17 protein-coding genes are annotated in these 17981 nt (G+C 54.6%); 7 read left to right on the top strand and 10 right to left on the bottom strand.

Annotation, left to right across the window (positions count from 1 at the left end; genetic code table 11):
• The first annotated feature begins 91 nt into the window (after window positions 1-91).
• Together AAEZ09_RS23160 and AAEZ09_RS23155 are read left to right on the top strand one after the other, a co-directional pair.
• Entirely contained in the window at window positions 92-1345 is a 1254-nt protein-coding gene (locus tag AAEZ09_RS23160; RefSeq protein WP_350600915.1) for an acetyl-CoA hydrolase/transferase family protein, read from the top strand.
• A 199-nt stretch (window positions 1346-1544) separates the two neighbouring features.
• Window positions 1545-2015, top strand: a complete 471-nt coding sequence (locus AAEZ09_RS23155; protein ID WP_350600975.1) for an FCD domain-containing protein — start codon at window positions 1545-1547, stop codon at window positions 2013-2015.
• Here the strand turns inward: AAEZ09_RS23155 and AAEZ09_RS23150 are convergent.
• The 7 genes from AAEZ09_RS23150 to AAEZ09_RS23120 form a co-directional block, all read right to left on the bottom strand.
• Complete coding sequence (locus tag AAEZ09_RS23150; RefSeq protein ID WP_350600974.1) at window positions 1998-2345, bottom strand: transporter; 348 nt, start codon at window positions 2343-2345, stop codon at window positions 1998-2000. The genes AAEZ09_RS23155 and AAEZ09_RS23150 overlap by 18 nt on opposite strands.
• Window positions 2326-3090 (bottom strand): hydroxypyruvate isomerase family protein, encoded by a 765-nt coding sequence (locus AAEZ09_RS23145; protein WP_350600913.1) that lies wholly within the window; start codon window positions 3088-3090, stop codon window positions 2326-2328. Before AAEZ09_RS23145 ends, AAEZ09_RS23150 begins: the two co-directional genes overlap by 20 nt.
• An 82-nt stretch (window positions 3091-3172) precedes the next feature.
• Window positions 3173-5569, bottom strand: coding sequence for an efflux RND transporter permease subunit (locus tag AAEZ09_RS23140; RefSeq protein ID WP_350600912.1), 2397 nt, complete (start codon window positions 5567-5569; stop codon window positions 3173-3175).
• Window positions 5566-6687, bottom strand: a complete 1122-nt coding sequence (locus tag AAEZ09_RS23135; RefSeq protein WP_350600910.1) for a WD40/YVTN/BNR-like repeat-containing protein — start codon at window positions 6685-6687, stop codon at window positions 5566-5568. Before AAEZ09_RS23135 ends, AAEZ09_RS23140 begins: the two co-directional genes overlap by 4 nt.
• Window positions 6688-6772: 85 nt before the next feature.
• Window positions 6773-8125 carry a DUF1329 domain-containing protein gene (locus AAEZ09_RS23130; RefSeq protein WP_350600909.1) on the bottom strand — a complete coding sequence of 451 codons (1353 nt, stop codon included), beginning with the start codon at window positions 8123-8125 and terminating at the stop codon, window positions 6773-6775.
• A gap of 24 nt (window positions 8126-8149) precedes the next feature.
• Window positions 8150-9802 carry a DUF1302 domain-containing protein gene (locus AAEZ09_RS23125; RefSeq protein WP_350600908.1) on the bottom strand — a complete coding sequence of 551 codons (1653 nt, stop codon included), beginning with the start codon at window positions 9800-9802 and terminating at the stop codon, window positions 8150-8152.
• Window positions 9803-9910: 108 nt separating this feature from the next.
• The gene (locus AAEZ09_RS23120; RefSeq protein WP_350600906.1) at window positions 9911-10420 is read right to left on the bottom strand and encodes a GlcG/HbpS family heme-binding protein; all 510 of its coding nucleotides are present in this window, start codon (window positions 10418-10420) and stop codon (window positions 9911-9913) included.
• Between the two features lie 331 nt (window positions 10421-10751).
• Here AAEZ09_RS23120 and AAEZ09_RS23115 point away from each other — a divergent pair, with 331 nt between their 5' ends.
• The gene (locus AAEZ09_RS23115) at window positions 10752-11435 is read left to right on the top strand and encodes a GntR family transcriptional regulator (RefSeq protein ID WP_350600905.1); all 684 of its coding nucleotides are present in this window, start codon (window positions 10752-10754) and stop codon (window positions 11433-11435) included.
• Between the two features lie 142 nt (window positions 11436-11577).
• Here the strand turns inward: AAEZ09_RS23115 and AAEZ09_RS23110 are convergent, their stop codons facing one another.
• The 3 genes from AAEZ09_RS23110 to AAEZ09_RS23100 all read right to left on the bottom strand — a co-directional run bounded on the left by AAEZ09_RS23110 (window position 11578) and on the right by AAEZ09_RS23100 (window position 14779).
• Window positions 11578-13224, bottom strand: coding sequence for a bifunctional 3-(3-hydroxy-phenyl)propionate/3-hydroxycinnamic acid hydroxylase (locus AAEZ09_RS23110; protein WP_350600904.1), 1647 nt, complete (start codon window positions 13222-13224; stop codon window positions 11578-11580).
• Window positions 13225-13327: 103 nt separating this feature from the next.
• Window positions 13328-13888 carry a VOC family protein gene (locus AAEZ09_RS23105; protein WP_150732978.1) on the bottom strand — a complete coding sequence of 187 codons (561 nt, stop codon included), beginning with the start codon at window positions 13886-13888 and terminating at the stop codon, window positions 13328-13330.
• Window positions 13889-13927: 39 nt separating this feature from the next.
• Entirely contained in the window at window positions 13928-14779 is an 852-nt protein-coding gene (locus tag AAEZ09_RS23100; protein WP_350600902.1) for a fumarylacetoacetate hydrolase family protein, read from the bottom strand.
• 127 nt (window positions 14780-14906) lie between these two features.
• Between AAEZ09_RS23100 and AAEZ09_RS23095 the strand changes: the two genes are divergently transcribed.
• The 4 genes from AAEZ09_RS23095 (at window position 14907) to AAEZ09_RS23080 (ending at window position 17880) form a co-directional block, all read left to right on the top strand.
• Window positions 14907-15488, top strand: a complete 582-nt coding sequence (locus AAEZ09_RS23095; RefSeq protein ID WP_350600901.1) for an amino acid synthesis family protein — start codon at window positions 14907-14909, stop codon at window positions 15486-15488.
• Window positions 15489-15556: 68 nt separating this feature from the next.
• A complete protein-coding gene (locus AAEZ09_RS23090; RefSeq protein WP_350600900.1) occupies window positions 15557-16672 on the top strand; it encodes an alcohol dehydrogenase catalytic domain-containing protein in 1116 nt (371 codons plus the stop codon).
• A 68-nt stretch (window positions 16673-16740) separates the two neighbouring features.
• Window positions 16741-17292, top strand: a complete 552-nt coding sequence (locus AAEZ09_RS23085; protein WP_350600898.1) for a cupin domain-containing protein — start codon at window positions 16741-16743, stop codon at window positions 17290-17292.
• Window positions 17293-17325: 33 nt separating this feature from the next.
• On the top strand, window positions 17326-17880 hold the full coding sequence (locus AAEZ09_RS23080; RefSeq protein ID WP_350600896.1) for an NADPH-dependent FMN reductase: 555 nt from the start codon (window positions 17326-17328) through the stop codon (window positions 17878-17880).
• Window positions 17881-17981 lie beyond the last annotated feature (101 nt).

Genomic DNA, 17981 nt, shown 5'->3' with positions numbered 1-17981 from the left:
CGGCGGCCTTCGCGCCGCCGTTTCCCCTCCCTTTTTGAAGCTTTGGCTGCCCAACCAGCAGCTGTGGCTGACTGTCGCCGAGATCGCCCCGATGCCACAGCTATTGCACCTCGAATCGCTGGACCTCACTTCATTGATCCAACCGGGCGACACGGTAATGTGGGGGCAGGCCAATGCCGAGCCCTTGCCTTTGACCCAGGCATTGATGGCTCAACGGCAAAAGATCGGCCGGTTCCGGGTGATGTTGGGGATCGCCAACAGCCCGACCTGCACGCCCGAGCACGCCGAACATGTGGATTTCATCGCGTATTGCGGCGCGGGGGCCAACCGCCAGCTGGCTAATGCCGGGGTGCTGCAGGTGATGCCCAGTCATTACTCCGAACTTCCAGACCTGATCACCAGCGGTGCGTTGCGTATCGATGTGTTGATGCTGCAACTGGCGCCCGCCAATGTCGAGGGTCGCTACAGCCTGAGCCTGGCCAGCGAGTATTTGCTGCCAGCGCTGGACAGCGCACGCTTGGTGATCGCAGAAATCAATGCTCAGGCGCCATGGACTTACAGCGACCGGACTCTGGGAGACGATGATCTGGACGCCATCCTGTTCACCGATCGGGCTCCCATGGAAAATCCGATCAGCCGAGTCCGGGAAAGCGATCAGCGCATCGCCCGGCATATCGCCGGACTGATCGAAGATGGCGCCACCCTGCAGATGGGCATCGGTGCCATACCCGACGCCGTCTTGAGTGCATTAGGCGACCATCGCCATTTGGGCGTGCATTCAGGCAGCCTTGGTGACGGCGTGGCGCGCCTGATGCAAAGCGGTGCTATCAGCAACCAGCGCAAGACAGTCGACCGAGGCATCAGCGTTGGCGGCATTCTCATTGGAAGCAGCCTGCTGCATGACTATGCCCACCTCAACCCGGCGATCCAATTACGCTCAACCCGCTACACCCACGATGCGCACGTCCTTGAGCACATCGACAAACTGGTCGCGATCAACTCGGCCGTCGAAGTCGACTTGAGCGGTCAGGTGAACTCGGAGATGGCCGCGGGCAGCTACGTCGGCGCCATCGGCGGAGCGGTCGACTTTATCCGTGGCGCGCGGCGCTCAAAAGGCGGACTGCCGATTATCGCGCTGCCTTCTACTGCGGGTGGTCATAGCAGAATCGTGGCTCGGTTAAACGGACCCGTCACCATTGCACGAAGTGATGCGGTCATTGTCGTCACCGAGTACGGCGTAGCAGATCTGCGCGGCACGACGCTCACTCAACGCATCACAAAATTGCTGGATATAGCCCATCCCGAACACAGGGCTGCGCTTCAGGCGCAACTCGATAATGGGTAAATTTTCCGAACCCATTGAGTCAGCCCTATTGGATTTATTGGTCACTACCCAGCGACGGATGAAAGGCGCAGGAAGAGCGTTGCATGATTGACGCACGACGCGATTAGAGCCGGGCTTAAGCCCGGCCCCGGCAGTCTCCGACCGAAGGAGCGATAGCCGCAGTAGCTTTAGCTTCACAGCCTAACAACTCGTCTATCGAATCAATGCGACCAAGCGGTCACTTTCTAAGGAGCTGAATCGTGCTGCTTTCGCCCTTCCCACAATCGTTGTTGCGGCAGAGCGCGGCACCCCTGCGGAAGTGGCGCGTATGAGGGAGCTCAATGAGAAGATCGCCAATATCAACCCCTCTCATAGTGATGCCTCTGATAGCTATCGGAACCTCAATGTTGAATTTCATCGGCTGCTTCATGCGATGGCCAGATCACCTATTGTGTCGACGCGGCAGCTCGACAACTTCGAATTGTCTGACTTCTTCATTGTTCAAAGCTGCGGCTTTAACGCTCACCTGCCGGCAGTGACCGACGAGCATGATGAGATCATTGCGGCCCTGACTACCAGAAACGCCAAAGCTGCCGGTAAGGCGGCTATGGAGCATATTGAGAGCGTATCGCGCCAGGTAATCGAGGCTCTTCAATCTCATGAGGACGAAGAGCTAACTGCGACGGCTTAAGGCGTAGAGGTAACAGTTGCTAAAGGGGCAGCGCCGCTTCGATCCAGATGAATCCCCCATCGGCCCGTTCTTCACATTCGTTTCATGCAACCACTTAAGCACTGCACCAGTGGCTTGGTCGAATGAATAGAAAAGCTGCGGCCCGATGGAAGATTTTTCGAGGCGATTACCGTTGGCTAACGAATCGCCACTGCTGTCATCGTCGGAAAACTGCTTGGGATAATGCCCCGCAATACCTACCTGCAGTTTCGGCATGGACGGCACTCGATGACCTACCAAATAGTCGGTTTTAAAGACGTTGCCAGACCTATTAACTCGTAAAAAAGCGATCGAGCCAGCCTATACCCTCGAGTGTGCCAATGGCAGGTTGATACTCACACCCAACCCAGCCCGCATAAGAATGTGCTTTTATCGAATCAAGAACTGTGGGTAGGTTCAAATTACCAATATTAGGTTCATGCCGTCCGGGGTAGCCGGCAATCTGTAAATGGTCGGATTGAGGAATATAGAGATCGAGGCAAGCAAGAGGATCCAGCCGCTCCATCGCAGCATGATAAAGATCCAGAATCAAGCCTAGCCCTTCAAGTCTTTGCGTCCAGCCGACGGCTCCCGCCAGTGTTCGAATAAAATACCCAGGCACTGAAATTTGATTGATGGCTTCAATCACAACCTTTACGTGATGTCGGTTAGCCTCCTCTATAGCCCAGCGCATGTTGTCGACAAATAGTCCGCTCGATACCGCGTAATCTTTCTGCTCAACCACACCGGAAAGCACGTGAAGCAATGGACTTCCTCCTTCCACGGCATATTCAAGTCCCAAGCTAAAATCCTCACGGAAGTCCCCAGCTTTTCCGGACTGAGCGGCCAACCCCTTACTGCCAGGTCTTAATGGCACTGTTGCCAATACCTGTTGAAGGCCTGTGCGACGAAGGATTTCCGCTATTTCTGTTGCCGTCATGTCTCGTGGAAAACTGAACTCAACGGCCTCAAACCCGGCGTCCCGCGCGGCACAAAATCGATCCTCGAAAGACCATTCGGTGAAGAGTAAGCTGAGATTCGCTGCAAATTTGATCATTCAATTCTTCAAACTTTTGAGTTTGTGTTTCGCCACAAAAGAGCGGATCCAGCTATCCTGAATCCGCACTTGTGCTAAGGAATTACGCAGTTACAGGTTTCGGCTTCAGCAGAAAGTGCGCCAGAGCCGGAACCAGTACCAGTGCACCCACCATGTTCCAAATGAACATGAAGCCCAATAGGATGCCCATATCTGCTTGGAATTTGATGGGCGACAGCACCCAGGTCAGTACGGCGATGCCCAGCGTGATACCCGTCATCACCACCACTTTCCCAGTCGAAAGCAGGGCCAGGTAATAAGCATCCGACAGGCTTGAGCCATTGCGTAAATTAGTGAGGGTAACGCTAAGGATGTACAACGCGTAATCCACCCCGATGCCTACCCCCAACGCAATCACGGGCAGCGTCGCCACCTTGACGCCGATGTTCAGCCCGACCATCAAGGCTTCGCACAAAATAGAAGTCAGCATCAGCGGCAGCACCGTGCACACGACAGCGCGCCAGGATCTGAAGGTTATAAAGCATAGGGCGATGACGGCTGCGTACACCATGAACAGCATCTGCACGTTCGAACGCTTCACGACAATATTAGTGGCTGCCTCGATGCCGGCATTGCCCGCCGCATTGAGGAACTGGATCTGATCTGTGTTGTGGGTCGCCGCAAACTGCTCGACGGTCTGCACCACGCTGGTTAGCGTGTCCGCCTTATGATCCGTAAGGTAGACATAAACCGTCAGCAAATCGCAGTTCTGGTTGAACAGTTCGCGCGGTGCACGGGTAATGATGGCATTCAGAAGCCCTTGATTACGTGGTATCTCGTACCAGGTCATGCTGCCTTCGTTCATGCCCGCTGCAGCCTGCTTGCTCAACGCCGCCAACGACGTCGTGGATACCACCCCTGGCAGCTGCTGGAGCTGAGCTTCCAGAGCGTCGACCAACACTAATGTCTGGTAATTAGCGCAGTAGTATTGGGGCGTTTTCACCATCACAACGTACTTGTCGCTGCTGGCGGAAAAGTTGCTAACCATGAAGCGGTTGTCGGTGTTGTAGCGCGATTCCGGCCGCAGTTCTGGTGCCCCGGGATTCAGATCACCGATCCTCACATGCAGACTCACAGCGAAACCAGCTACCCCCAGTATCACTGCGACGATGATTGCGCCACTCGCCCATTTGCGTTCGGTGAATCGATCCAGGAAAGCCCAAAACGGGTGCCGGGCGTGTTGAGCATCCAGCTGTGAGAACTTGTCGTTCGCTGCCTCACGTTGAGCCGCCGCTTTGCTAACTCCGGTGTATGACAACAGAATCGGCAACAGAATCAGGTTGGTAAAAATCAGGGTCAAAACGCCGATCGTCGCGGCGACGGCCAGATCCTGAATGACCGGAATTTTGATAATCATCAGCACCGCGAAACCTACGGCGTCGGCGACCAACGCCATCAGTCCGGTCAAAAACAGCCGGCGAAATGTGAAGCGTGCCGCCACGAGTTTGTCAGCTCCGCGACCGATGTCCTGCATGATGCCGTTCATTTTCTGGGCGCCATGACTTAACCCGATCGCAAACACTAGGAACGGGACTAGGATGGAATACGGATCGAGATCAAACCCCAAAGTGGGCAGCAATCCAAGCAGCCAGACAACCGCAATGATCGAGCACAGCAACACCAACAGGGTGCTGCGCACGCAACGGGTGTACCAGAACAACACGATGCCGCAAATCACCAGCGTCGCGGCGAAGAAAAGTTGCATCTGCCGCATGCCGTCAATCAGATCGCCCACGACCTTGGCGAAGCCGGTGATGTGGATCTTGATGTTGTCGGTTTCGTACTTGGCGCGAATCTGTTCGAGCTGGCCTGAGAGCGCGTTGTAGTCCAGCGGTTTGCCGTCGTCCGACGTGATGTCCTGAAGAGGCAAAAGAACAATGCTGGACTTGAAGTTCGCGGCCACAAGCCGTCCGACTTCACCCGAGCGTTCGACATTCTGACGAACCTGCTCCAGGCTGCCGACAGAACCATCGTAGTTGTCAGGAATGACCGGGCCGCCATCGAACCCCTCTTCCGTTACGCCGATCCAGCGGGTCGCCGGAGTCCAAAGTGATTTCATGTACGAACGGTCAACGCCGGGGAGCAAAAATACCTCATCGTTGATTTTCTTGACCGTCTCCAGGTAGGCAGCATCGAAAATACTGCCCTGCTTGGCCTCAATCGCAATGCGTAAGGTGTTGCCCCCCTCCCCCAGCTGGCCGCGATTCGTCAGGTAGTTCTGCACAAAAGGGTGATCCGTTGGGATCATTTTTTCGAAGGCTGCATTGAGCTTCAAACCCAGTGCCTGATAGCCCAGTATCAAACTGAGCAACACGCAGATGCCCAAAATGATACTGCGATGATTGAACAAAAGCCGTTCAACCAGAGTGCCGGAGGATGGGTCGAATACATCCGGCTTAGGAATGGTTTGATGCTCAGCAGAACGAGTATAACTATTCATTGATCATGCTCCGGCGATTCCACTGCACCTGCGGACGACAGCATGCCCCGTGCAGTGCTGATGATCAGGGCGCCGTTCGCGGCCTGCGCCATACCTGTGAAATAACTGGGTTGTGTGATCTTCAGGACAGAGGCTTTGGTATCGCCCTCCTTAAAGCGCAGCACTCTTCCAGACTCGTCGGCAAGGACTACCGATCCATCGTCAAGACGCAACCCACTGGTCAACGTGACGGGCTGCAAGGTATCGAGGCGCTGCCAGGTATCGCCGCGATCCTTGGACTCAAAGGCTTTTCCACGAAGCCCAAACGCCACAATCGATCCGCTGTCGGTCGCCTGAAGCCCGAAGGTCGTGCCCTCATAAGGTGAAGCCAGCGACTCGAAAGTCTGTCCCTCGTCGCTCGATCTCAGCAGAGTGCCCTGCTCGCCTCCGATAAAGAAATCCGCCCCAACCCGCTCAATGCTGTAGAGATGTAGACCAGACGGGTTGTCGATACGAGTTCGGATGGATTGCCAGCTGAGCCCGCCATCATGAGTAACAAACGCGAGACCGTAAGCACCCACCACCAGTCCGTTTTTAGCGTCGAGGAAAAGCAGATCGAGCAACGGTTTGTCAGGCCCTTCGTCAACGAGTTGCTGTGCCTGAGCGAGACGCTCCTGCGCCTTCGCTGCATCGTCGGAGCTCTGCGTAGCGAGCGTGGCTTGCTGCAACTCGATCTCCGCCGCTTGGACACCATCAAGCTGCTTGACCCAGCTCAGGCCGCCATCCTGACTGTGCAAGACAACCCCGGCATGCCCGACCGCCCAGCCTTGGAGGTCATCAATGAAGCGAATCTTGACCAGCGTCATGCTGACCGGGGAGCTGACTTGCCTCCAAGTAACTCCATTATCGTCCGAGGCAATGATGAACCCTCTTTCGCCAACAGCCACCAGTCGGTGGCCTGCACGCGCGACGCTCAACATAACCGATTGAGTTGCCATGGCACTGGTAATCGATGGCTGCACTGGCAACCCATCGACTTGTGCCGCAGCCGAGCCTGTGAGCGCGGTGACGATCGACACGCTCAGCATGAATGCCTTAAAGGAACGTTTACGTAAATGCCTGGATGTTTGAATACGCATTAGCGAGCCTCGACGATGCGGCTCCATGGACGCGGCGTCAGGGGCACGGCGTCTATGGAACACAAGTTTGAATAAGTTGCGAGGCTCAGCGCACCGATCCGGACGCTACCGAGTTACCGGTAAAGAAGTTCTCGGGCTTGCGCGGTATGACGCTATAAGTTTCGCCGTTGAGGCCTTGCACGACGCTGTATGTCTTGGCTTGCAGGTTGTAGATCACTACCGGTTTCACAACCACCGCAGGGATGGAAGGAACAACGAATGGAAGCACTTGGGAGACACGCCACAGTTTGCCTTCGGCGTCGTAGCCATCCACCAGCGAGACCGTCCAGCTATCTTCATCGATGAAGAATTTGCGCTTGGGCACTGCATGGCGTTTACCCGGGGCGACAGTGGCCTCAAGCTCCCAGACACGATGCAGTTCCCAGCGCAACTTGTCCGGATTGAGGTGGTTAGCCGCAAATGCATCGTCTCGTTTCTCGGCGTTGAATTTGTTGTCGTTGTAAGGGATGTACAGCTCTTTTTTTCCGACCAGCTTCCAGTCGTAGCGATCGGGATGACCGATAAAGCCATGAACCTCGTCGAAGTAGTTGGCGCCGGACGCAACGAAGTCTGGTGTGTCATAACCGACAGTGGGGGCACGACGCACCCGTCGTTGTCCTACCAAGTATTGCCAGGCATCCCTCGGTTGTTGGGCGTTGATGCTGTCATGAGTCACCAGCGATTCGCCGGCCTTGAACGGTGGTTCATTGGTCAAAAAGCGTAGCAGTGCATACTGCCCCGACCATTTATCCACGCTCCCGTCTTTGTAATAGTAAGGGTACTGCCAATTCTCGACGCCCCGGCTCGCCAGTGTCCGGGTGCCATCAGCATTGCCTATGACGTTGGAATACCCCATCTGAATGGATTCCGCTTCGACCCTCAGCAAAAAATTCCAGATAACCTCATTGCCCGTTTTCGGGATAGGAAATGGGATGCCGCCGTAACAGCCCTCTACCGATAATCCGTTACTGGTTGTCTTGCAATTGGTCGCGTTGGCAAACGTTTTTTGGTACACGCTTTCGGGCGCCGCTGCAGTGCGGTGCGTTGGGTAAATATCCAGATGGAAGGTATCGGGATATTTGGCCAACAACGCTTTCGTACCCTCACTTAACTTATCCGCGTATTGCGCCGCGTTCTTAGCGGTAATTTGGAGCACCGGTTTCTCACCCGGGAACGGATCAGCAGGCACATCGCCGAATTTTGCCCCCGCGACATCCTTAGTCAGTCCACCTGTCCAGGCGGGTATGGAGCCATCGGCATTGCCCGCTTTTTCAGCGCCCAAGGGAGTCAATGTGGTCTTGAGACTCGCTGCCTCCTCAGGGCTCACCGCAGCGAAAGCGCTGCTAGTTACCATCGAGATCGACAAGGTGGAAAGCAACAGCAATTTAATTTTTGTCATTATCAGTGCCCGCCTGTTCTTTACTTAAAAAGTTCGCTGAATCGAAAACGCCACGAAATCCCGGTCTTTCATATTTTGCTGATAGGTGTACGAATTGGAGGAGTTGATGATTGGCCCGGTTTCACCAAAGAAGTTGGTGTAGGTCAGCGAGGCGTACCACTGCTTCTTGTAATCGGCCTTGAGGCCCAGCGTCAGATCCCCACCGTGTTCGGGGCCAAACGCTTGAGGCGTCACGGAGGAACGGCCGGACGGGTTGTAGCCAATGGTGACCGGGGCTTGGATGTCGATCCCAGGAAAAACCTGGAAATACTGAGGCTCAAACGTAAAACGCAGCGCGAAGGCGTCGCGAGTCGAATTGGGTTCCAGCTGGTCGGCATTTTTGGTAACGCTCAGCCGCCGGTTGAAGGCCAGCTCACCGACAAACGAAGCACCGTCCCACAGCGCCGATCCGCCATATACATTGACCATAGAAACCTGGGCATGCCACGACCGCCCGATGGGGTAGGCAGGATTGGAGTCGTTGTCGGAATCCAGGCCCGTAATGATGGTTCCACCAACGCCCGCCAAAGGCGTATCAATCCGTATGGACGTTTCACCGGCGATGTTGGCTTCACCCACCAGAGTGCTAAAACTCGCGCCGAACACCTTGACGTCCTCGGGATAAACATTGATGTACGAGTCATCTGCACCAGGTACCAGCGCTGCCGGACGGAAATAAAACACGGGGGTCTTTTCGTGATATTTAGCGGCGTACAGACCGAATTCCCAATCCTCGACCGCGAATTTTAGTTGAGCGCCAAACTGGCCAGAATCCCTGGCTTCCTTGTCCTTGCCATGAAGAAGCGCGCCGGTGGGGAAGAACACCCGCTCCCCGCCCTCGCCCACGAAGTCCGCACCGCTGAAGTAACTGCCAGCCGCAGGTAGCCGGGTCTTGTTCCACTGGAATTGGTAGTACGCACCAACACTCACCGTATCGTTCAGCTGCCAGTTGCCTGACACCTGTTGGGTGGGCATCAGAATTTCTTTGAACTGAGAGCTGGGTACGGACTGGAGTTTCACCAAGTCGACGGTGGACTGCGCATTGGCGATGCCGTTGGCACCAAAGAAAAGACTTTCGCCATAGATTTGCGTGAACTGCCCCAGTCGCCCGGACAGCGAGGTACTTCCGAGCTCCTTTGAGCCGTAGACGAAGGCATCCATGATTTCAGTCTTCTGTTCGTGGATGCGGCGCGTATCACTGGTGAATTCATCGTGATCGACACTCAAAGAGTTGGCGGTGCCCGGAGAGTCGTTATCGTTGTCATGGCTGTAGACATCGTCGTACCAGGACGCAGCGCTGAGGCGCGCACCGACGTCTTTGTACTTGACGTCAAATTCGGACAGGACATCGAGGCGATTAGAGATGAGCCCGCGATCGAAATTTCGGTCGCCGTCATCCAGGTTGGGATTGCTGTTAGAGGTGCCTGGGCCGACCGCAACCTTGTGATCAAGTTTGTTCACGCGCCATGCGTTGCTGTACTTGATCGTGTTGTCCCAAGTCGCCGAAAAATCAGGGTTGCCTGTGTCGATCTGGAAAGCGTGAGATGGCGTTGAGAGGCTCAGCAATACCGATGCGCTGACCGCGCAAGCAAGGCTGGAAACCGGCAACGGGCAGAGCCGCTGGTTGGCTATTTTCATGAAGATGTTCCTGTTTTTTTGTTTTTGTAGAAAGGTCATCCACTCGCAGCATTGGCTGCGAATACATCGGGGTGCTGCATAACGCTCCGAGCGCCGTTGTTCCCTGCCTTATCGTTCCAGATGCGCGGCCAATGCTTGCAAGCCGGCCTCCACGAGGACGATGTCCAGTTGCGACTTCAACCCGCTGACGGCAAACCCGCCTACGACTTCACCCTCAACAACGATTGGAAGCCCGCCTTCGATGGCAAAGACGCCGTGAATCCTAGAAGCGCCGGATCGGCCTTCGGCGACCATCTCCTCAAAAAACTTGGTTGGCCGGCGCGTGACTGCAGCGCTGCGGGCTTTATCAATGGCCGTTTGGACAGACGAGACGGATGCGCCATCAAGCCTTCTGAACGTCATTAAGCAACCCGCCTCATCGACCACTGCCATGGAGACCTTCCAGCTCTCCGTGGTGGCTTTTTCCATGGCCGCCATGAGCATCAATTCAGCGTCTGCCAATTCGAGAACCTGCTTCGTTTTCATCACACGCCTCTGAACCTTGGGTTCGGGATCGATACAAGCCAATAACAAAATGCGTAAAAAAGTATTTGATGCACTTGGTATCGCTTTGTGCACAAAACGTAATCCTGAGCAAATTTAAAGTCAAGAAGATTCTCGAGGGCAAGTATTCCGTTGCGCAGATACGGGCGAGATGCGAAGAAGGCATACGGGGCCACCCGGTTGTGGCTCAAACGACGGAACGTTCAGGAGGTAAGGAAAGAATCGGGAAGGGATACAGGCGGACGCTGTAGAGGTAGAAAGCGAATTAGAGCGTACGGCAGAGTCGGTAACTATTTTACGCTTGCGGCGCGGAGCAATTTATGCGCAACTTGGGCATTAGCCATTTGCACCAAATGGTGTTTTGCGCATAAAATCCGTTTAGTGCAAATTCCAGGAAGCTCCGACCATGATCACCTCCCCCGGCAGTCCGCTAATCGATGTCGCGCTGACGAAGATGAAAAAAGCGATTGTTTGCTGCGAACTGGCCCCGGGCGAAAAACTCAAGGTTGCCGAACTGTCCAAGACCTATGGGCTCAGCAGCTCCCCCATTCGTGAAGCGCTTAATCGACTGACTCAGGACGGTGTCGTAGAAGCCAGCGACAACAAGGGATTCAGGGTCGCACCGATCTCCACTACCGACTTCCGCGACATTACGCGGATGCGCTGCCTGCTCGAGTGCGAAGCGCTAAGTGATGCCATCCAGTTTGGCGACGATGCCTGGGAAGCCGATGTACTCGGTGCGTTTCACCGTTTGAATCTGATTGAGAAAAAACTGGGAAGTGGCGTACTCGCACTCGACGATGAGTGGTCTAACCGGCATAAGGCCTTCCACTTCGCGCTGTTTGCGGCATGTCCATCACCGCTGATGCTAAAGATGATCGACTCTCTATTCGACAGAGCAGAGCGCTACAGGCGCTTTTCCGCCAAGCAGCGGGTCACTCCCAGACATAAAGGAAATGAGCATCAAGAGTTGATGGATGCTGCTCTGGCACGTGACTCAAAAGCTGTGACGCTCTTACGCGATCACATCCAAAACACCTTGGGTCGAACCGTAGAAGCCATCGAGCGTCAACAAGCTACGCTTCAGTAAATCATCGACCTGCCACTGGTTTCGGGTTTCCGGCTCGATGACGTTGTCACGCGTCATCGACAGCTTTAACGTATCCCACAAAAAAACCCTTCACCTCGCAACTGCTTTCGTGGGCAGTACGAAGCAAAGGGCGTACTGCTCCCTACAAGGTTATCGCTTGCGCAAACCTGATCGTCTTATCGCAAGCGCCGCCATTACTCTGCAGAGCCTGTTCAGGTTCTTTGCACCACAACGCAAGCTCCATGCCCTCAAGCATCTCCATCGCCCAGGCGACAGTGACTGCCCCGCCGTAAACGTAGTGATCCGGCCGCACGATGACCACATTGCAGCCACGACGCTCCAGCCATTCGGCCAGCACGCCGTCAACCTCTTCGTAATCATCAACAGCGCGTGTGCCAGACTGTTGGGAACTGACTAACCGAACGACCTGGATAGGCAGACCTTTCAGCGATTGGCTACTTCGCAGACATCTTAATAGCGCGCTGGCGTCGAACCCTGGCGCAATGACCACTCGAAAGGATTGTCCGGTAAACGCATCCAGCAGTGCCTTCTTGCCGGCATGGTTGATGACCATCGGTTGCGGAAACAGCTCACCGGCAGGCGGAACATTGGCGACAAAGCCTTGGTTCAAACCAGGAATCAGCGATTGCCTGATGGTGCCTCCCGGATTTTCCGTCATTTGCTGGATCAAGCGCGCATCGCGGATCGCGGCTTTCTCGCTGTCACGCTCGCAAATCACCCCGCCGAATTCTTTTGCCGCCATCGTGGTTTGGCGGACATGAGGGATACGTTCGGTCTGGTAGGTATTAAGGAACGCCGGGGCAGCCAGGCCTCCTTTAACCAGCGCCAGTTTCCAAACCAGATTCAATGCATCGCGAATCCCTTGGCACATGCCTTGTGCCAGAAAGGGGGGCGTCATGTGCGCTGCGTCCCCGAGGAAAAACACCCGGTCGGTCTTCCACTGCTCCAGAATCAGTGCATGGAATCGGTAGGCAGACGCACGCCACAGCTGATAGTCGCCCTCAGGTAACCAGCGGGCGATCAGCTTCTTGATCGCTTCGGGTTGTGAGATTTCCGTCGGCTGTTCGTCAGGGTTAATCATGAACTCCCAACGCCGATGTTGGCCCGGCCCAACGACAAAGGTACAGGGCCTGGCCAGCTCGCAAAACTGCACGTTGGTCTTCGGCAAATGCTCGCCCGCCCCTTCGTTGAGGATCACGTCCACCACCAGCCATGGCTCGTCGAAGGCTAGATCCTCCATTTTCAGCCCCAGACGGGTGCGGATCGGACTGGTGCCCCCGTCACACGCCAAGACATAGTCTGCAGTCACCGTACGCTCAGCCCCGTCCTTGGCCTGAATACGCACCTCCGCTTGCGAACCTTTGGAATCTACCGACAGAACCTCTGAACCGAGCTCCACGGTCACGGACTTCAAATTCGCAATTTTACTGCGCAGAGCGCGCTCGACGGGGGGCTGTGAGAAGACATAGTTAGGCGCCCAACCCAGCGGATAGGGAGGTTTGGCGGCATCAATGCGTTTGATCAGCTGAGAGCCGGTGGTACGGTACTCCGAAGGGCGATACGGCATGACATGCTCAGCAATGTCATCGGCCAACCCAATGTTGCCGAAGACACGCATCACTTCGTGGTCAAAACCCATGGCCCTAGGGTTGATGTACACCGACTCAGACTTGTCGATGACGAGAGCTTTCAGCCCCCACATGCCGGCCAAATTAGCGCACAGAGCACCCACTGGCCCCATTCCAACAATGATGACATCGTAGTCCATCGTCTACTCCGCTTTTTGTTCTTATCCAGTGCGTCTTCTGGCTGATGAACTAGCTTGCACACGCCCACCAACCAGGATTCAACATCAAAAAAATCGTCAAAGATCAGCCAATTCGAACCCGCTGTTCTTCAATCTTCCGGCGGGTGGACTCCATCCAATCCTCACGCGTCTGAAAACCGGGACGGCGGCGGCACATGGCCTCAGTCTGAGCAAGGATAACCTCGCTGGGTAACTCAAGATCGAGTGGCTCCTTGCAAGGTTGGGCAGTGTAAAACGGCGCATCAACATACATTTCGATCGGGTTGTCTTCTGGATCTTTGAAGTACATAGACCAAGCGTTGCCGTGATCAACCTGAGCGATCCCCTCAATGCCGCTTTTTTTAGCGAATTGATAGTACGTCTTCAGGTCATCCAGAGAATTCAAAAGAAATGAAAGCTGGTTGATCGGATTGAAAGGCAGGTCGACAGGCTTGCCGTCGAAGAGTACGACCTGATGATGCAATTCCGGGTTCTGAGTCATGAAGAAAAGGCGATGACCTGTTGAGGCGACGCCCTTGTCGCTTACGATGAAACCCAAGATTCGGCAGTAGAACTCAACCATACGATCAAGGTCTGCGCAAAACACTCCGGAGTGGGTGAAATTGATGGTAGGTAGTGCGGACATGTGGAGCCTCCACTTTTTATGATTGTTAGAGGACAGCGCTTAGGCTTCGTCAATTACGCCGTTCGACAGGGTGCCAATCTCAGTGATAACCACCTCGAACACGTCACCAGGTTTAAGAAATATCGGTGGGTTGCGCTTGAAGCCAATGCCACTCGGCGTGCCAGTAGCCAAGATGTCACCCGGATTCCAAGGCAGCGCTTTTGATACGTAAGAAATCAAATGAGGAATGTCGAAGGCTAACTCCGAGAGACTGCCCTCTTGAAGTTGCTCCCCATTGAGTACGCCACGCACGACCAGTTTTCTGTAATCCGGAATTTCCGACGCCGGCACGAGCCACGGCCCTAAAGCGCCCGTTTTTCTGAACGTTTTACCCATGCCATATTGGTGTGTGTGAAATTGCCAATCGCGAACACTGGCGTCGTTGAAGCAGGTGTAGCCCGCGACATGATCCATAGCGTCAGCTGGATCGATGTGTGCACCACCCTTGCCGATCACAACCGCCAACTCGGCTTCGAAATCGAATTGCTCAGATACTTGGGGTCTAACGAGCGGTTCGCCGTGTGGAAGCAATGTTTCTGCGAAACGCTGAAAAATGACCGGAAACTCCCCGACCTTTCTGCCAGCCTCCTCCGCGTGAGCAACATAGTTAATGCCTACGCAAATAACTTTTCCAGGATTAGGGATTACTGACTCCAGTTGGACGCTGGAGAATGGGTAGTCCGACTGGACAGAATCAATGATCAAGCGCGCTTCCTGCAGCAAGGATGGATCGCTGAGAAATGATGCGAGGTCAGCTACCTGCGCAAACCGGCCCGTCAGCTCAACCACTCCATCACCGGAGACAGCGCCGAAATGCGCCTTCCCTTCTTTGCGGTACGAAATCAGCTTCATGATGTCTTTCCTATTTTTGTGCACAAAAACTAACTTCTTGCACCATACATCATTAAATGCATAATGCAAAAGGTCGGTTCAAAAAAAATAGCGAGCCCACTGAGGCTCTCGGTTCTGGAGGTAAGGCATGTCGCTTGTGACGATTCGTAAGGTCAAACTGGATGTAGAGGAAGTGTTTCACGAAGGCGGCCCCCGCGCCTCCTTCCCGCTCAGAATCGCGGTCGCAACCGCCGTCGTGGCCAATCCGTACGCGGGTAAGTATGTAGAAGACCTGCTGCCATTCATGCAGGAGTTGCGAGCTTTAGGTGCAGAACTCTCGGAGCAGCTTATCCATGCGCTGGGCGGTGCCAAGAACGTGCACGCATACGGTAAGGGTGCAATTGTCGGAGAAGACGGCGAACTCGAACACGGCGCCGTATGGCATGAAGCAGGTGGCTGGGCGATGCGGGAGGCGCTAGGCAACCCCAAGGCTATCGTACCTGCAGCAAAGACCATTGGCGGCCCGGGTTGCCGAGTAATGATCCCACTGGGTCATGTTCAGGCTGCGTATGTGCGTAGCCACTTTGGCGTTGCTGAAATGACCGTTTGGGACGGCCCACGTCGTGGCGAAATTGCCTTTGGTCTTGCCATGGCGACTGGTGGAAGAATCCATGCACGCTTGGGTGGTTTGGCTTCAGCCGATGTTAAGGGCGAAGACGGGCTGCGCTAATACCAAAGATCTGAAGCGCTCCAAAGTTACGTTCCACTACAAAAATAATATGTGTGTTGGAGAACATCATGACTGCAAAAACTATGCGCGCTGCACGTCTGTACGAAGGCGGCAAACCGATGGTCATTGAGCAAGTGGCCGTTCCAGAGATTCGTCCGACTGAGGTTCTCGTAAAGATCAAGGCATGCGGGATCGTCCCGAACCTCCACAATATTTTAACGAACTGGGTAAAGTGGTTCCCTCAAAACCCATTGCCGAAGCTTCCAGCGATTTTCGGACTTGATCCATCAGGCGTGATCGAAGCCGTCGGTGCTCAGGTCTACGACTTCAAAGTGGGTGACCGGGTGTACGTTAACCCTGGCAGATATTGCGGCTCCTGCCGGGCATGCCGTGCGGGCAATAACATTGCGTGCACCGCCTATACCTTCAATGGCTACTTCGGCTTCACGCCAAAAAGTCCCCGCATGTTTGAAGATTATCCGTACGGCGGCCTCTGCGAGTACATCCCTGCGCCCCAATACAGCTTGGTCAAGCTGCCTGACAATATCAGTTTTGAAACGGCTGCACGTTTGGGTTACATGGGCACCGCTTACAAGGCGCTCCTAAAGGCAAATGTTGGCCCTGGCAGTACCGTGCTCATCAATGGGATTAGCGGGACGCTTGGTCTCGGCGCCGTCGTCCTGGCACTTGCTCTAGGTGCTCGTAAGATTCTCGGAACTGCCCGCAATCAAGATTTGTTTCAGAAGGTGAAAGACCTCGCAGTTCCTGGGCGAATTGAAATTCACACGCTCGGTACTATTCCTACCAACGAATGGGCCCATGAGGTTACGCATGGCGAGGGCGTGGATGTGGTTATTGATGCCTTGGGCCCAGGCGCACCGCACGAAAGCCTGACCCAAGCTCTCAAATCTCTGCATCGAGGCGGACACTTAGTGAACATTGGCGCTATCGCCGGTGAAGTCCCTATTGACCTGCATTGGATCATGGACAACGACATCCAGATCAGTGGATCTGCCTGGTTCACCACTGGTCAAGGACAAGCCATGGCTGACATGGTTGAGTCCGGTGTGCTGGATCTTTCATTTTTTGAAAATACGGCTTTCAAGCTAGAAGACGTCAACAACGCGATTACCGGTATCGAAAACCGCCATGGCGGCTTCAGTAACTACGTCATTTGTCCTTGATGTACGCAGCGAGTGGAGCGGTTCGCCCTTCCCTCGCTGCCTCTTTGACTGCTCGTTGAGTAATCCAAATGAAGATAAGAAGAATCGTGACCGGTCACGACGAACAAGGGAACTCCGTGTTCGTTTCAGATGACTACGCCCCAAGAGCTCAATCTTTTGCCTCAATCCCTGGACATGCCATGGCGCAGTTGTGGGCGACCCCAGCAAATCCCGTACGCCTCGAACAGGAACGTGATCCCACGCTAGGCAACTCTTCACTGATTCCTCCTCAGGGCGGCACCAGCATCGCCATGTTCGATTTCCCACCGGACTCTGTGATGCAGAACCCCGTCGATGGAGTGCGGGCCTATGAAGAGTTGGGGGCGGCTTTGCCTGGCTTGATCGAAAGCTTTGAACTGGAAAATCCGGGTATGCACACCACCGCCACCACTGATTACGGAATCATTTTGGAGGGCGAGATGTGGCTAGAGCTGGATAACGGTCAAAGCCGTCTCGTAAAGGCGGGAGACATCGTTATACAAAATGGCACACGACACGCGTGGCGCAACAAAAGTGAGGGAATTGCCCGAGCACTGTTTGTGATGATCGGCGTGTCATCTCCAGAGAAACAGGTCGTGTAGTTTTTCGATTATCCATCTCTCTGAAGGATTTTTATGGCCACTGTCGCTCATCGTCTACTCGGTATTTCAGGTAGCCTGCGTTCACAATCCACCAATACAGCGGTACTCAAGACCCTCTCCAATCGGTTGGGCCATCAGGTAGAAATGAGTCTCTTCGCACTGAATGAGATACCCCTTTACAACTCAGATCTCGAAGCGCAGATGCTGCCTGCATCGGTGGCGGTGCTGAAAGATGCTATCGAACAAGCCGATGGCTTGATCATCTGCTCGCCTGAATACAACTACGGCACTTCCGGCGTGCTGAAAAATGCACTGGATTGGGCATCTCGCCCGGGCTTCAACTCACCGTTGAAAAATAAACCCGTGCTCATCATGACGTCTTCACCAGGTGTGCTTGGCGGGGTGCGCGCCCAGGCACAATTGAGAGAGACACTATCAGCGACCCTTTCCAGAGTCATTCGCGGCCCTCAGATAGTCATTCCGGGCGTCAATGAAAAGATCCAGGACGGCAGCTTCATTGATGAAAAAACGATTGAGTTCATGCTTGCCGCCGTTGATGACTTGATTAGTGAAATCAAAGCAGCCTAGTAGAAGGCTATCCGAGACGATACCAATACCTAGGGAAGGTCTGAAGTACCCACCGATTTTTCATGCCCTCGTTACTTGAGGTTCAAAAAAACATGCGTCGG

It is taken from the genome of Pseudomonas sp. 65/3-MNA-CIBAN-0223 (assembly GCF_040310425.1).
GTDB classification, from domain to species: domain Bacteria; phylum Pseudomonadota; class Gammaproteobacteria; order Pseudomonadales; family Pseudomonadaceae; genus Aquipseudomonas; species Aquipseudomonas gregormendelii.
Note: the sequence above shows the minus strand (reverse complement) of the source record. Positions and strands in the feature narration are given on the sequence as shown.